At 66.7% G+C, this 14,664-nt stretch carries 17 protein-coding genes; 7 read left to right on the top strand and 10 right to left on the bottom strand.

Annotated elements, in window-relative coordinates; all coding sequences use genetic code 11:
* Nucleotides 1–42: 42 nt before the first annotated feature.
* The 3 genes from KNW02_RS01345 to KNW02_RS01335 are packed head-to-tail and all read right to left on the bottom strand — an operon-like array spanning nucleotide 43 to nucleotide 2,381.
* On the bottom strand, nucleotides 43–714 hold the full coding sequence (locus KNW02_RS01345) for an ABC transporter ATP-binding protein (protein ID WP_216031444.1): 672 nt from the start codon (nucleotides 712–714) through the stop codon (nucleotides 43–45).
* Nucleotides 707–2,011 (bottom strand): lipoprotein-releasing ABC transporter permease subunit, encoded by a 1,305-nt coding sequence (locus KNW02_RS01340; RefSeq protein ID WP_431356726.1) that lies wholly within the window; start codon nucleotides 2,009–2,011, stop codon nucleotides 707–709. The genes KNW02_RS01345 and KNW02_RS01340 overlap by 8 nt, the downstream gene beginning before the upstream one ends.
* Nucleotides 2,012–2,042: 31 nt before the next feature.
* Nucleotides 2,043–2,381, bottom strand: coding sequence for a Rap1a/Tai family immunity protein (locus KNW02_RS01335; RefSeq protein ID WP_216031442.1), 339 nt, complete (start codon nucleotides 2,379–2,381; stop codon nucleotides 2,043–2,045).
* A 137-nt stretch (nucleotides 2,382–2,518) separates the two neighbouring features.
* Here KNW02_RS01335 and radA point away from each other — a divergent pair, with 137 nt between their 5' ends.
* The 3 genes from radA (at nucleotide 2,519) to purF (ending at nucleotide 6,160) form a co-directional block, all read left to right on the top strand.
* Complete coding sequence (gene radA / locus KNW02_RS01330; RefSeq protein WP_216031441.1) at nucleotides 2,519–3,895, top strand: DNA repair protein RadA; 1,377 nt, start codon at nucleotides 2,519–2,521, stop codon at nucleotides 3,893–3,895.
* Nucleotides 3,896–3,935: 40 nt separating this feature from the next.
* A complete protein-coding gene (locus KNW02_RS01325) occupies nucleotides 3,936–4,532 on the top strand; it encodes a CvpA family protein (protein ID WP_216031440.1) in 597 nt (198 codons plus the stop codon).
* Nucleotides 4,533–4,669: 137 nt separating this feature from the next.
* Nucleotides 4,670–6,160: an amidophosphoribosyltransferase gene (gene purF, locus KNW02_RS01320; RefSeq protein WP_216031439.1), complete on the top strand. Its 1,491-nt coding sequence runs from the start codon at nucleotides 4,670–4,672 to the stop codon at nucleotides 6,158–6,160.
* A gap of 76 nt (nucleotides 6,161–6,236) precedes the next feature.
* On the opposite strand, the gene KNW02_RS01315 is transcribed toward purF, so the two are convergent.
* From KNW02_RS01315 to KNW02_RS01295, 5 genes are read right to left on the bottom strand one after another with little or no spacing between them, the layout of a single operon-like run.
* The gene (locus KNW02_RS01315; RefSeq protein ID WP_216031438.1) at nucleotides 6,237–6,689 is read right to left on the bottom strand and encodes an NUDIX domain-containing protein; all 453 of its coding nucleotides are present in this window, start codon (nucleotides 6,687–6,689) and stop codon (nucleotides 6,237–6,239) included.
* Nucleotides 6,686–7,732, bottom strand: coding sequence for a 5-(carboxyamino)imidazole ribonucleotide synthase (locus KNW02_RS01310; protein WP_216031437.1), 1,047 nt, complete (start codon nucleotides 7,730–7,732; stop codon nucleotides 6,686–6,688). The genes KNW02_RS01315 and KNW02_RS01310 overlap by 4 nt, the downstream gene beginning before the upstream one ends.
* Nucleotides 7,729–8,490 (bottom strand): NAD(P)-binding domain-containing protein, encoded by a 762-nt coding sequence (locus KNW02_RS01305; RefSeq protein WP_216031436.1) that lies wholly within the window; start codon nucleotides 8,488–8,490, stop codon nucleotides 7,729–7,731. The genes KNW02_RS01310 and KNW02_RS01305 overlap by 4 nt, the downstream gene beginning before the upstream one ends.
* Nucleotides 8,487–8,978, bottom strand: coding sequence for a 5-(carboxyamino)imidazole ribonucleotide mutase (gene purE / locus KNW02_RS01300; RefSeq protein WP_216031435.1), 492 nt, complete (start codon nucleotides 8,976–8,978; stop codon nucleotides 8,487–8,489). Before purE ends, KNW02_RS01305 begins: the two co-directional genes overlap by 4 nt.
* 58 nt (nucleotides 8,979–9,036) lie before the next feature.
* A complete protein-coding gene (locus KNW02_RS01295; RefSeq protein ID WP_216031434.1) occupies nucleotides 9,037–9,255 on the bottom strand; it encodes a YdcH family protein in 219 nt (72 codons plus the stop codon).
* Nucleotides 9,256–9,428: 173 nt separating this feature from the next.
* Here KNW02_RS01295 and KNW02_RS01290 point away from each other — a divergent pair, with 173 nt between their 5' ends.
* From KNW02_RS01290 to KNW02_RS01280, 3 genes are all read left to right on the top strand, one after another.
* Entirely contained in the window at nucleotides 9,429–10,007 is a 579-nt protein-coding gene (locus KNW02_RS01290) for a hypothetical protein (protein WP_216031433.1), read from the top strand.
* 112 nt (nucleotides 10,008–10,119) lie between these two features.
* Complete coding sequence (locus KNW02_RS01285; protein WP_216031432.1) at nucleotides 10,120–10,530, top strand: Hsp20 family protein; 411 nt, start codon at nucleotides 10,120–10,122, stop codon at nucleotides 10,528–10,530.
* Between the two features lie 11 nt (nucleotides 10,531–10,541).
* Complete coding sequence (locus KNW02_RS01280) at nucleotides 10,542–10,769, top strand: DUF1150 family protein (protein WP_216031431.1); 228 nt, start codon at nucleotides 10,542–10,544, stop codon at nucleotides 10,767–10,769.
* Between the two features lie 109 nt (nucleotides 10,770–10,878).
* Here KNW02_RS01280 and KNW02_RS01275 read toward each other — a convergent pair whose 3' ends face one another.
* Together KNW02_RS01275 and trxB are read right to left on the bottom strand one after the other, a co-directional pair.
* On the bottom strand, nucleotides 10,879–12,588 hold the full coding sequence (locus KNW02_RS01275; protein ID WP_216031430.1) for a bifunctional sulfate adenylyltransferase/adenylylsulfate kinase: 1,710 nt from the start codon (nucleotides 12,586–12,588) through the stop codon (nucleotides 10,879–10,881).
* Nucleotides 12,589–12,898: 310 nt separating this feature from the next.
* A complete protein-coding gene (gene trxB / locus KNW02_RS01270) occupies nucleotides 12,899–13,888 on the bottom strand; it encodes a thioredoxin-disulfide reductase (RefSeq protein WP_216031429.1) in 990 nt (329 codons plus the stop codon).
* A gap of 158 nt (nucleotides 13,889–14,046) precedes the next feature.
* On the opposite strand from trxB, the gene KNW02_RS01265 reads away from it, so the two are divergent.
* On the top strand, nucleotides 14,047–14,547 hold the full coding sequence (locus KNW02_RS01265) for an Lrp/AsnC family transcriptional regulator (RefSeq protein WP_216031428.1): 501 nt from the start codon (nucleotides 14,047–14,049) through the stop codon (nucleotides 14,545–14,547).
* The last annotated feature ends 117 nt before the right edge of the window (nucleotides 14,548–14,664 follow it).

Raw genomic sequence — 14,664 nt, 5'->3', positions numbered from 1 at the left:
CTGCCGGATTTCTTTGCCGCGACTCTGCCCCGCCGGACAGCCTCAGGCAACCACTTCGTTCAGCCGGATCACCCGGTCCATCCGGGCCGCCAGATCGTGATTATGGGTCGCAATCAGCGCGCTCAGCCCGGTCTCGCGGACAAGCGTCATCAGCATGTCGAAGACCCGGTCCGAGGTTTCGGGGTCCAGATTGCCTGTCGGCTCATCGGCCAGCAGCAGCGCCGGCCGGTTGGCCAGCGCCCGGCAGAAGGCCACACGCTGCTGTTCGCCGCCCGACAGTTCGGCCGGGCGATGACCGGCACGCGGCGCGAGCCCGACCCGGCCCAGCAGGTCGGCGGCGCGGGCGGCGGCCTCGCGCTGCGGGACAGCATTGGCCAGTTGCGGCAGGATGATGTTCTCGGCTGCGGTGAATTCCGGCAGCAGGTGATGGAACTGATAGACAAAGCCCAGTTCGCGCCGCCGCGCCTCGGTGCGGGCGCGGTCCGACAGCCCGGCCATGTCGCGCCCCTGCAGCAGCACCCGGCCCGAATCCGGTGAATCCAGAAGCCCCGCGATATGCAGAAGCGTCGACTTGCCCGCCCCCGAGGGCGCGACCAGCGCCACCACCTCGCCGCGCGCGACCGTCAATTCGACCCCGCGCAGCACCTCGACCGGGGCCGGGCCGTCCTTCGCATAGGTCTTGGAGACGCCATCCAGCCGCAGCACCTCATTCATAGCGCAGCGCCTCCACCGGGTTCATCCGCGCGGCCCGGCGCGCGGGAAAGATGGTCACGATGAAGGACAGGGCCAGCGACAGCGCGACGGCGCGGAAGATGTCCCAGGCCCGCAACTCGGCCGGCAGGCGATAGATGCCCCGCACCTCGGGCTGCCACGCCCCGCCCCCGGTCAGTGCGTTCAGCCCGGCCATGATGCTGTCCACGTTCAGCGCCAGCAACACACCAAGGATCACGCCCGCAAGCGTGCCGATCACGCCGGTGAAGGCGCCGCAGAGGAAGAACACGCGCAGCACCGCGCCCTCGGTCAGTCCCATGGTACGCAGAATGCCGATATCGCGGCCCTTGTTCTTGACCAGCATGATCAGCCCCGAGGTGATGTTCATCGACGCGATCAGCACCAGCACCGACAGGATCACGAACATCACGTCATCCTCCATGTCCAGCGCGGCCAGAAAGCTGCCGGAACTGTCGCGCCAGTTCCAGACCTGCGCGCCCTCGCCCGCCGCCCGCAGCAGCGGCAGCGTCCAGTCATCGATCTGCTCGGGGTCGGTCACGTAGATCTCGACCTCGTCGGCGACGCCCTCGCGGTTGAAATAGCTCTGGGCCTCGGCCAGCGGCATGTAGATGCGGGTGCGGTCGATGTCATAGCGCCCGGCGCTGAAAATATAGGTGACTTCATAGGTATTGACGCGCGGCGTGGTCCCAAAGGGGGTGCGCGCCCCTTCCGGCGCGATCAGCCGCAACTTGTCGCCGATCTCGACCGCCAGTTCCCGCGCGATGCCCGAGCCGATGGCGATGCCGCGCCCGAAATCCTCGACATTGCCGGTCGAGGTCGCGGGATCGACGATCCGCGGCATCGCCTTCAGATCGGCCAGCGAGACGCCATAGACCTCGGCCACGTTCGAGCTGTCATTCGCCGTCGCCATCACCTGCCCGCGGATGATCGCGGCGGTTCGGGTGACGCCCGGCACCTCGGCCAGCCGCGCGGCCATGGCGTCATAGTCCTGAAACCGGCCCGGCACGACATAGACATCGTCGGTGAACTCGGTCTCGACCCGCTGCGGCATCATGTAGACGGTGCTGTGCGCATTGGCGCCAAGGATCGTGTCCACGAATTCCGCCCGGAACCCGGCCCGGACCGCCAGCGTGGCAATCAGCGCCATCACCCCAAGCGCGATGCCGATCAGGCTGATCCAGGTCATCACGCTGACCCCGCCCTCGGCCCGGCGGGCACGCAGATAGCGCCAGGCGATCATGAATTCGTATCGGGAAAAGGGCGCGGGGCTGGACATCAATTAGCTTTCAAAAAAATTGTACTGGGCAGTTTCATCGGCAGGGGAATGACGAAGCCATTGCCGTTCGAACAGCCTCGGCGGCGTTTCGCGCCTGCAATTGCGTTGACGATGTAATTTGTTGTTCCACAGCAGTCACGATATCTGTTCGGGTCGTATCCGAAGAGAAACAGATGTCGTCATCTACCGCTAGAGTATCGACTATCGCCTGTACGTAGCCGTTGCAGAAGCTTATCCAACTCTCGTTCAGTCGCGTACAGGCTTCCGAGAAACCTGCACCAGTCAGTTGCATCGACGCTTCTAGCGCCCGCAATGGGGATGAAAACGTCACGGCGACGATGGTGGCGATAACCATCTTTCCAACGGTGCCCATGTACTTAGTCTCCAAGTAAGAACGGTTGAAAAAGATCGCACCCACTACCGAGAATCAAGCCGACAATGGCGTGAGCGCGCCGCCACGCCAAAATACGCATGTTGCGGCACGGCGCATCAAATGCCACAAGATGTGGCATGACCAAAGCCCTGACCGCCTTCACCTGCACCGCCTGCGGAGCCGCCCACAAGAAATGGGCCGGGCGATGCGATGCCTGCGGCGCCTGGAACACCGTCATCGAGGAGGCGCCGCTGTCGCAAGGCCCGGGCCGCGGCCTCGGCGCCGCCAAGGGCCGCACGGTGCCTCTGTCCGGGCTGGCCACGGACGAGCCGCCGCCGCCGCGCAGCCGGTCCGGCATGGCCGAACTGGACCGGGTGCTGGGCGGCGGGCTGGTGCCCGGATCGGCGGTGCTGGTCGGCGGCGATCCGGGGATCGGCAAGTCCACCCTGCTGCTGCAGGGGGCGGCGGCCTTTGCCCGCAAGGGGCTGAACGCCGTCTATCTCAGCGGCGAAGAGGCCAGCGCGCAGGTGCGGATGCGGGCGCAGCGGCTGGGCCTCGCGGATGCGCCGGTACGGCTGGGGGCCGAGACCAACCTGCGCGACATCCTGACCACGCTGGATGGCGAACGTCCCGATCTGGCGGTGATCGATTCGGTCCAGACCCTGTGGTCGGACACGGTCGAGGCCGCGCCGGGCTCGGTGGCGCAGGTCCGCGCCGCCGCGCATGAACTGGTGACCTTCGCCAAGCGCCGTGGCGTCGCGGTGATCATCGTCGGTCATGTCACCAAGGAGGGTCAGATCGCCGGCCCCCGCGTCGTTGAACACATGGTCGACACCGTCCTCTATTTCGAGGGCGAGCGCGGCCACCAGTTCCGCATCCTGCGCAGCGTGAAGAACCGATTTGGCCCCGCCGACGAGATCGGCGTCTTCGAGATGACCGGTGCCGGGCTGGCCGAGGTCGCCAACCCCTCGGCCCTGTTCCTGTCGGAACGCGGCCAGCCGGTGCCCGGCAGCGCGGTCTTTGCCGGCATCGAGGGCACGCGGCCGGTGCTGACCGAGATTCAGGCGCTGGTGGCGCCCTCGACGCTGGCCAGCCCGCGCCGCACGGTGGTCGGGCTGGACAGCGGCCGGGTCAGCACCATCCTCGCCGTGCTGGAGGCCCGCTGCGCCATCCCCTTCGCCGGGCTCGACGTGTTCCTGAACGTCGCCGGGGGCATGCGGGTCAGCGAACCCGCCGCCGATCTGGCGATTGCGGGCGCATTGCTGTCGGCGCGCGAGGACAGCGCCCTGCCGCCCGAGGCCGTGCTTTTCGGCGAAATCAGCCTCTCCGGCGCTCTCCGTCCGGTTGCGCAGGCGGAAAACAGGTTGAAAGAGGCGCGGAAACTTGGTTTTTCACAGGCGATTTTGCCCGAAGGCCAGAAGGTCGAGGGCAGCAGCGGCAAAAAGGACGGCATGGACACGAGACGCGTCGCCGACCTGACAGGATTTGTGGGCGATATCTTCGGCGCCGGCTGAACCGCCTGAAACGAAACGATAAGCGGCGCAGGGACATATTATGGACGGTTTCACGATCATCGACGCGGTGGTGGCAGGCGTCATCATCCTTTCGGCGATACTGGCTTGGTCGCGCGGCTTCGTGCGCGAATCGCTGGCAATCCTCGGCTGGATCGCCGCCGCGATCCTCGCCTTCCTCTTCGCCGCGACGGTGCGCCCGATGATCGCGCAGTTGCCGGTTCTGGACCGGTTCCTGGCGGATAGCTGCGAACTGGCGACCATCGCGGGCTTCGCCGTGGTCTTCGCGCTGGCACTGGTCATCTTCTCGATCATCACGCCGCTGTTCTCCTCGGTGGTGCAGCGTTCGGCCCTTGGCGGCATCGACCAGGGCATGGGTTTCCTCTTCGGCGTGGCCCGCGGCATCCTGCTGGTTGCCGTTGCCTTCATCGTCTATGACCGGGTGATGACCAGCCAGCAGGTGGCGATGGTCGAAAACTCGCGCTCGGCCCAGGTGTTCGAGCGGATGCGCGGCCAGATGGACGAACAGATCCCCGACGACGCGCCAAGCTGGATCGTCGGCCGTTATGAGCAGATGGTGCGCGGCTGCACCGCCACCGAAACCGTGGCCCCCGAACAGACCCCGCCGGCCTCGAACTGAGCGCGGGACGCCCCCAGCGGGGCGAATGTGACCGCAGGGTGACGAAAATACGCCTCCGCGCTTGCGCGGGGGCGTGACTTTATGTTCCCCTGAGACTACATAGCGCCCGACAGCCCAACGCCATTCAGGACGCCGCGATGCAACCATTCCTGGCCCATCCGTTCGATTCGGACCGCCTGCATGAAGAATGCGGCATCTTCGGTGCCACCGGCCTGACCGATGCGGCCAATTTCGTGGCCCTGGGGCTGCATGCCCTGCAGCACCGCGGGCAGGAGGCCGGCGGCATTATCGCCCATGACCCCGAACACGGCTTCAACAGCGCCCATCGCTTTGGCTATGTGCGTGACAATTTCACCAAGACGGACGTGATGGCCACCCTGCCCGGCCCGCTGGCCATCGGCCATGTCCGCTATTCCACCGCCGGGACCAAGGCCAATACGGCGATCCGTGACGTGCAGCCCTTCTTCGGCGAGTTCTCGATGGGCGGCTGCGCCATCGCCCATAACGGCAATATCACCAATGCCGCCGCCCTGCGCCGCGAGTTGATCGAACGCGGCTCGATCTTCCAGTCGTCCTCGGACAGCGAATGCATCATCCACCTGATGGCGCGTTCGATCCAGCGCAACATCCCCGAGCGGATGAAGGACGCGCTGCGCCGGATCGAGGGCGCCTTCAGCGTCATCGCCATGACCCGGACCAAGCTGATCGGGGTGCGCGATCCGCTGGGCGTGCGACCGCTGGTCATGGGCCGCGTCGGCGATGACGGCTTCGTGCTGGCCTCGGAAACCTGCGCGCTGGACATCATCGGCGCCGAGTTCATCCGCGAGGTCGAGCCGGGCGAGATGGTGGTGATCTCGAAGGGCAAGGTCGAGACTTCGCGCCCCTTCGGCCCCTCGACCGGCCGCTTCTGCATCTTCGAGCATGTCTATTTCTCGCGCCCCGATTCGATCATCGGCGGCCGCTCGGTCTATGAGACGCGGCGCCAGATCGGGGTCGAACTGGCCCGCGAGGCGCCGATCGAGGCCGATCTGGTCTGCCCCGTCCCCGACAGCGGCACGCCGGCGGCGATCGGTTACGCGCAGGAATCGGGTATTCCCTACGGCATGGGGATCATCCGCAACCAGTATATGGGCCGCACCTTCATCGAGCCGACCGAGCAGATCCGCAACATGGGCGTGCGGCTGAAGCTGAACGTCAACCGCTCGCTGATCGCGGGCAAGCGCGTGGTGCTGGTGGACGATTCGGTGGTCCGCGGCACTACCAGCCGCAAGATCAAGGACATGATCCTCGACGCCGGCGCCGCCGAGGTGCATTTCCGCATCGCCTCGCCGCCCACGGCATGGCCCTGCTTCTACGGCGTCGACACACCCGAGCGCGAGAAACTGCTGGCCGCACAGATGTCGCCCGACGAGATGCGCGACTGGATCGGCGTCGATTCGCTGGCCTTCGTGTCGCTGGACGGGCTTTACCGCGCGGTGGGCGAGGCCAAGGGCCGGAACGCGAAATGCCCGCAATATTGCGACGCCTGTTTCTCGGGCGACTATCCGGTGGCGCCCTTCGACCAGCTGGAGCGCGGTTTCCGGATGAAGCCGGGATCGGAGACGGCGATGCACGAGGCGGCCGAGTAGCCGGCCGCGTCCCGCGATGGCCGGGGGCGCTGCCCCCGGACCCCCGAGGTATTTGGAAAGAGTGCGAGGGGCCGGCTCAGGGCACGATGATCTCGAGCGGGTCGTAGATTGCCGCCGCGTTGCCCCAGACGGCTTCGGCAAGGCCGTCGGGCTTGTGGCGGAGACCGGCGAGTTCGGCGCGCGAGACCCAGAGGAAGCGGTTCACCACCCCCTCGGGATCCATCAGGCTGACATCCCGGTCCGAGGCCAGCGCGGCGCGGAAGAACAGGTCGACCTGGTGGAAGCCGCTGTTCGGGTCGTGGAATTCGTTGATCATGATCGGCGCGCCGATCCGGATGGCGAGGCCGGTTTCCTCGGCCACCTCGCGGATCAGGTTCTCGGGCAGCGACTGGCCCGGCTCGACCCCGCCGCCCGGCAGGCACCAGAGATCGGAAAGCTGGCCCGGATAGGCATTGACGATGAGCAGCCGGTCCCGATGCAGGATCGCGGCGCGGACCGCCAGCCTTGGCCGGGCAAGCTTCATCTTCATGCGGTGATCCGGTTCACATGGCCCATCTTGCGGCCGGCACGGGCCTCGCCCTTGCCATAGAGATGGATCTGCGCGTTCGGGCTGGCCAGCAAGTCGGGCAGGCGGTCGAGATCCTCGCCGATCAGGTTTTCCATCGTGACATCGGCATAGCGCCGGCCGTCGCCAAGCGGCAGGCCGGCGACGGCGCGGATATGCTGTTCGAACTGATCGACCGCGCAGCCCGCCTGGGTCCAGTGGCCGGAATTATGGACCCGCGGCGCGATCTCGTTGACGATCAGGCCGCCGGGGGTGACGAACAGCTCGACCCCCATGACGCCGACATAATCCAGTGCCGCGGCGATCTTTGCGGCGATCAGGACGGCATCGGTGGTCACGCGCCCCGGCAGGCCGCAGGGCACGGTCGTCCTGTGCAGGATGCCGTCGCGATGGACGTTCAGCCCCGGATCGTAGGCCGCCACCTGCCCGTCGGCGCCACGCGCCACGATGACGCTGATCTCGGCGCTGAAATCGACGAAGCCCTCGAGCACCGAGGGCGCGCCGGTCCATTCGGCCGGGCCGTCGCCGATCCGGATCTGGCCCTTGCCGTCATAGCCCAGCCGCCGGGTCTTGAGGATCGAGGGGCGGCCGATCCGGTCGATGGCGCCGCCCAGATCCGCCTCGGCCGGCACATCGGCGAAGGGGGCGGTGGCCAGGCCGATCTCGTTCAGGAAGGTCTTTTCGGCCAGACGGTCCTGCGAGATGGCCAGCGCGCGGCGGTTCGGGCGGATCGGGCGCATCGATTCCAGCAGATCCAGCGACGATGTGGGCACATTCTCGAATTCATAGGTGATGACATCGACCGATTGCGCGAAGGCGCGCAGGGCCGCCTCGTCCTCATAGGGGGCGGTGGTCAGCGCATGGGCGACATCGGCGGCGGGGGCGGCGCCGGGCTCGAAGACATGGCAGCGCAGGCCGAGGCGGCTGGCCGCCACCGACAGCATCCGGCCCAGCTGACCGCCGCCCAGAATGCCGATGGTGGTGACGGGAGAAACGGGGGCGGTCATCGGGCTGCCTCCAGCCGGGCACCGATCGCCGACAGGGCCGCCAGCAGGGTTTCGTGCGCCCCGCCCTCGCGCAGGGCCGTGGTCATCTGCAGGCTCAGCGTGCCATCGGTCGCCAGCGCATCGCGTTCGGCGGCCAGCCTGCCGGCCCGGCCGCGGTCCATGGCACCAAGGAAGCCTGCCATCAACTGGCTGGTATAGAACTCGGCCGAATCCGCATCCCCGGTCTGCCGCGTCAGCCAGTCCGCGCCGCTGTTCATCAGGTCCAGAAGCCCGGGAACCATGGCGCAGATGGCGAAATGGGCGTTCAGCGCCGCCTCATGGGGCACCGGGACGACCGGGTTTTCCGGCCCGAACAGATCGGCCAGCAGCGCGGTGTTGCCGAAGGCGGCAAGCGGGCAGCCGCCGTGGCGCAGGAACCCCAGCGGGATGGTCTGAACCAGATCGCCAGCCGGCGCACAGAGCGACGAAAGCCGCGCGGCCGACACCCCGGCCATGACCGAGACGATCTTCTGGCCGGCGCGAAAGCGCAACGGCGCCAGAACCGGCTCGGCCATGTCGGGCCGCAGGCAGAGAAGCAGGATATCGGCCGCGTCGATCACCTGTTGCGGGTCGGCAATGGCGACGCCCAGTTCGGCCCGCAGCGCCGCGGCAATCCGGGCATTGCGCGCGCTGACGGTGATCCTGTGGCCCCTGGAGGCGAGGAAATGGACCATCGGCGCGGCGATATGGCCGGTTCCGATGACGCCGATGCGGCTCATGCAAGGGGCTCCTCGGGCGCCTCGGGGATGCTGTCGGACAGGGCCGCCCGCCAGGCATCCAGCCGTTCGGCAAGGGCCGGGTCCGAGACCGCCAGGATCGCCGCCGCCATCAGCCCGGCATTGGCCGCACCGGCCGCGCCGATGGCCATGGTGGCGACCGGGAAGCCCCTGGGCATCTGCACGATGGAATAGAGCGAATCGACACCCGACAGCGCCCGCGTCTGCACCGGCACGCCGATCACCGGCACCCGGGTCTTGGACGCCATCATGCCCGGCAGATGCGCAGCCCCCCCGGCCCCGGCGATGATGACCTTCAGCCCGCGCTGAACCGCGGTCCTGCCATAGTCCCACAGCCGGTCGGGGGTGCGGTGGGCGCTGACGATCCTGGCCTCGTAGCCCACGCCAAGTTCATCCAGAATGGTCGCCGCCTCGCGCATGGTCGGCCAGTCCGACTGGCTGCCCATGATGATTCCCACCGGTCTGTCCATGCGCCATTCCCTTCCTTCGCGTGGCGCAGGCCATAGCGCGCATGGCCCGCAGCCGCAATCAGGCGATGATGTCGGGGGTCAGTTCGTCCTCGAGCCGGGCAATGCGGTCCTTCAGCGCCAGCTTCTGCTTTTTCAGCCGCTGCAGGGTCAGGGACGAGGTCAGCTGCTGGCCCTGCAGCGCCGCGATTGCCTCGTCCAGATCGCGATGCTCGCAGCGCAGTGCGGTCAGCTTGGTGCGGACGATTTCCTCGTGGGACATTTCGGGGTGAATGTTCATCTTGCGATCTGCTGCTGGATGCCTGGAGGACGTTTGCCCCGCTTATAGCCCGTCAAAACGGCGCTGTTAACAGAATCATGACCCCGCGACGACCTGCCCCATCCGACAGTTGCTTTTGCGAACATCACCGATGAGCATGGACCCTGCAACATCACGGGACAGGGAGTGCAGGCATGGCTGGACGGACAGGATGGGCGGGACTACTGGGGCTGGCATTGATTTTGGGCACGGCACCCGCAAGCCCCGCCGCCGCGCAGATGAGCGAGGAAGAACTTCAGCGCTGCATCTGGCGCTGCCTCGCCGATTCGCCCGGCGCCGCCAGCAGCCAGTACGAGGCCTGTACCCGGCGGGAATGCTCGGGCGACGCCCCGGCGGCACAACCTACGGCGCGCAGCGGCTGGGGCAACACCGGCGGGACAAGTGGCGGGCAGATGGCTTCGGTCACGGTCGGCCTCAGCACGCTCAGCTATGTGTGCGAGCGCGGCAAGCCCGCCCTGCTGGCGATCAGCGGCCTGCCCGGCCCATCGAACGGCATCACCGTGCAGGTGGACAACCAGAGCTTCCAGCCGCCCTTCGCCAGCCGGGACGGCGTGCATTACACGGCCGCCAGGGCCGGATCGGCGCTGCTGAACGCCTTGCTGTCCGGCAATTCGGTGCAGATCCGCAATCCGGGCGGCAACAGCGTGTCAAGTTTCTCGCTGAAAGGTTCGGGCAAGGCGATCGGCACCGCCATGTCGCGTTGCGGTCTGTGACCCTGACCCGCGCCCTTGTTTTGCACTGACAGCATATACATATCCTGATCATGCGGGTTGCCGTTAAGGGACCCGCGCCGCGCAGTCGCTTCATCGTCAAAGGGCTGATGACATGACCAAGATATCGTTGGGGGCGCATCCCTATCTGCTGGGCTTCGACCAGTTGGAGCGCATGGCCGAGCGTGCCGCCAAGGGGGCCGATGGCTATCCTCCCTACAATATCGAGCATATCGCGCCGGACGGGTTTCGCATCACGCTGGCGGTGGCCGGTTTCGGCGAGGATGACCTGAGCGTGACCACCGAGGACCGGCAACTGGTCATTCGCGGTCGCATGGCCGAGACCGAGGATAATCGCGTGTTCCTGCATCGCGGCATCGCCGCCCGCGCCTTCCAGCGCAGCTTTGTGCTGGCCGATGGTGTCGAGGTCGAGGCGGCCGAGATCGAGAACGGCCTTCTGCATGTCAACCTGAAACGCCTGCAGCCACAACAGGTGGTACAGACCATTCCGATCAGCCGCAAGTAAAGGGGATCATCATGGATACCAAGTTCGATTTCGGCGAGGCCGAGACCCAGAAGATCGTCTATGTCCGGCGCGTCGCTACCAGCACCCTGCCGCAGGAAATCCGCGCCCAGGTGCCCGGCGTCGACGCCCTCTATGCCGTCCACGACGCCGAGGGCGAGCGTCTGGCGCTGGTGCAGGACCGCAGTCTGGCGTTTGTACTTGCCCGGCAGCACGAATTCTCGCCGGTCAGCGTCCACTGACCCGCCGCGGATGAAGGCGGCGGCGGGCTGTCTATGCCCGCCCGACGCGAAACGGAAACGGCCCCGGAAATCCGGGGCCGTTCGTCGTTTCAAGGCTGCTTGCGAGCGCTCAGTTCAGGCCGATCAGCCCCATGTTTTCCAGTGTCAGCAACACCTGATGGGCGCAGCTGTCCACGTCCACATCCTGCGTGTCGACGCGCAATTCGGGCTGCTTCGGCTCTTCGTAAGGGTCCGAGATGCCGGTGAATTCCTTGATCTTGCCCTCACGCGCCAGCTTGTAGAGGCCCTTGCGGTCGCGGCGTTCGCATTCCTCCAGCGCGGTCGCCACATGAACCTCGACGAAGGCGCCGTATTGTTCGACCATCTCGCGCACGGCGCGGCGGGTCGCGGTATAGGGCGCGATGGGCGCACAGATGGCGATGCCGCCGTTCTTGGTGATCTCGCTGGCGACATAGCCGATGCGCTTGATGTTGATGTCGCGGTGCTCCTTGCTGAAGCCCAGCTCGCTCGACAGGTGCTTGCGGACCACGTCGCCGTCAAGCAGCGTGACCGGCCGGCCGCCCATCTCCATCAGCTTGACCATCAGCGCGTTGGCAATGGTCGATTTGCCGCTGCCCGACAACCCGGTGAAGAACACCGTGAAGCCCTGCCGCGCGCGCGGCGGCGAGGTGCGGCGAAGCTGCGTCACGACTTCGGGGAAGCTGAACCATTCGGGGATCTCCAGCCCCTCGCGCAGGCGCCGGCGCAACTCGGTGCCGCTGATGTTCAGGACGGTCACACCCTCTTCGATCTCGTCGGCGGGCTCGTACTGGGCACGCTCCTGCACATAGACCATATGCTTGAAATCGACCAGTTCGACGCCGATCTCGGCCTCGTGCTTGCGGAACAGTTCCTGCGCGTCATAGGGGCCATAGAAATCCACGCCGGCGCTGTTCTTGCCGGGGCCGGCATGGTCGCGGCCGACGATGAAATGCGTGGCCCCGTGGTTCTTGCGGATCAGCCCGTGCCAGACGGCTTCGCGCGGGCCGCCCATGCGCATCGCCAGGTTCAGCAGCGACAGCGTGGTGGTGGCCGAAGGATATTTGTCCAGCACCGCCTCATAGCAGCGGACGCGGGTGAAATGGTCGACATCGCCCGGCTTGGTCATGCCGACGACCGGGTGGATCATCAGGTTGGCCTGCGCCTCGCGGGCGGCGCGGAAGGTCAGTTCCTGATGCGCGCGGTGCAGCGGGTTGCGGGTCTGGAACACCACGACGCGGGTCCAGCCCAGTTTCTTGAACTGCGCGCGCAATTCGTTCGGGGTGTTGCGGCGGCCACGGAAATCGTAATGCGTCGGTGCCTGCAGGCCCTTCACCGGACCGCCCAGATAGACCGGGCCGGCGGTGTTGTGCAGGTAGTTGACGGCCGGATGGGCCAGATCGTCGGCACCAAAGACCTTCTCGGCCTCATGCGACTTGTTCGGCACCCATTTGTCGGTGACCGACATGATCGCCAGGATCACCCCTTCGGCATCGCGCAGCGCGATATCGGTGCCCGGCTCCAGCCCTTCGGCGAATTTCTCGCTGACATCCAGCGTGATCGGCATCGGCCACAGCGCACCGGATTGCAGCCGCATCTCGTTGACGACGCCGTCATAGTCGGCTTCGGTCAGAAACCCTTTCAGCGGGTTGAAGCCGCCATTCATCAGCAGTTCCAGATCGCAAAGCTGGCGCGGGGTCAGATCCCAGCTGGGCATGTTGCCCGCCTCGTGCTTCAGCGCCGCGGCAGCGTCTTCGGAAACATAGAGTTCGGGGATCGGCGTCTGGTTGTGATGGGTCATGATCGAATGCTCGGTTGCTCAGGGAATCGGTCGGCGGCCTATGCCGGCTGGCGGCGCGTGTCGTCGGCCCGCCCATAGACCCGTGATTTGGGACATTCAACCGTGGCTCGGGGCGCAAAAGGCCGAATCCGGGGCGATCGGGCCGAAATGCCCGGCCCGGTCCGGGGAAATTATATGGCTTTCGCCGCGGCGCAGCGAACCCAGGTTCCCGCGCGGCCGGTTTTGCCCCGCCACCGTCCCGGCATTCGCCGTCCGCGCGACAATTCCAGACGTTTTTTTCATCCCGCCCCGGCGCGGCGCCACGATCCGCCTATTTGGCCGCGACCGCCTCGGCCAGATCGGCCGCCGCATCGGGCGCGGCCTCCTGTTCGGCCAGCCAGGCCTCTGCATCCAGCGCCGCCATGCAGCCCATGCCGGCGCTGGTCACCGCCTGCCGGTAGATGTGATCGGTCAGATCGCCCGCCGCGAAGACGCCCGGCACCGAGGTCCGGGTCGAGCCCGGCTCGACCTTCACATAGGCGCCGTGATGCAGTTCAAGCTGGTCCTTCACCAGTTCGCTGGCCGGCGCATGGCCGATCGCCACGAAGACGCCATCGGCGGCGATCTCGCGGGTGCTGCCATCCTTCACCGATTTCAGCACCGCCCCGGTCACGCCCAGCGGGCTGTCGGTGCCGGTCACCTGATCCAGCACATGGTTCCAGATGATCTCGACCTTGGGGTTCTTCTGCAGCCGCTGCTGCAGGATCTTCTCGGCGCGCAGGCTGTCGCGGCGATGCACCAGCGTCACCTTGGAGGCGAATTTGGTCAGGAACAGCGCCTCCTCGACGGCCGTATTCCCGCCGCCGATCACCAGCACCTCGCGGCCACGATAGAAGAAGCCGTCGCAGGTGGCACAGGCGCTGACGCCGAAACCCTTGAATTTTTCCTCCGAGGGCAGCCCCAGCCAGCGCGCCTGCGCCCCGGTCGCCAGGATGACGGCATCCGCCGTGACCCGCCGCCCGCTGTCGCATTCCGCGACAAAAGGCCGCTGCGCCAGATCAAGGCGGGTGACCGTATCAGTGACGATCTCGGTGCCCATGGCGCGGGCATGTTCTTCCATCTTCACCATCAGGTCGGGGCCCTGGATCTCGGTCTCGCCCGGCCAGTTCTCGACCTCGGTGGTGATGGTCAATTGCCCGCCCGGCTGCATCCCCTGGATCAGCATCGGCTCCAGCATCGCGCGCGCGCCATAGACCGCCGCCGTATAACCCGCCGGCCCCGAGCCGACGATCAAGAGTTTCACATGCGTCCTGTCGCTCATCCTGCGCCCCAATCCTTGCCCAATCTCCGGCTTCCGCATCAGGTAATCGCTCCGCGCGGATTCCGCAACGCGGGGCCGCGCCCAGAAACAATGTTGCGCCCCGACCGGGTGCATTGTAGTTTCCGGCAACGCCAGAACCCGTTTCAAGAAAGAGCAGCATGGCCGGCGCCAAACTCGACGACATCGACCGCAAGATCCTGGCCGAGCTTCAGGCCGACGGCCGGATGACGAATGTCGAGTTGGCGCGCCGCGTCGGCATCTCGGCCCCGCCCTGCCTGCGCCGCGTCCGCGCGCTGGAGGAACTGGGCTTCATCCGCGGCTATCACGCCGATATCGACCCGCGCGAACTGGGCTTCGAGGTGCAGGTCTTTGCCATGGTCCGTCTGGCCATGCAATCCGAGCGCGACCTGTCGGCCTTCGAGGCCCTGGTCTGCGGCTGGCCGCTGGTCCGCGAATGCCACATGCTGAACGGCGAGATCGACTTCATCCTGAAATGCGTCTCGCCCGACCTGCCCAGCTTCCAGCGCTTCCTGACCGACCAGCTGACCTCGGCGCCCAACGTCGCCAGCGTCAAGACCTCGCTGGTGATCCGCGGTGCCAAGGACGAGCCTGCAGTGCCGTTCGAGGTGGTCGAGGAAAGGGTGCGGGCGGCGGGCTGAACGCCGCATCCCGCCACAAGCGGCCTACCCTTTCCGATCCGGCAGTCTCAAGGGCCTGCCGGCCCCGTCCCACCGCCGGCAAGGGCGAGAGGGTCAGCCGGGACCGTTCGCCCCGGC

The organism is Paracoccus marinaquae (genome assembly GCF_018860165.1).
Taxonomy (GTDB): Bacteria; Pseudomonadota; Alphaproteobacteria; order Rhodobacterales; family Rhodobacteraceae; genus Paracoccus; species Paracoccus marinaquae.
This window is presented reverse-complemented; position numbering and strand designations above follow the sequence as displayed.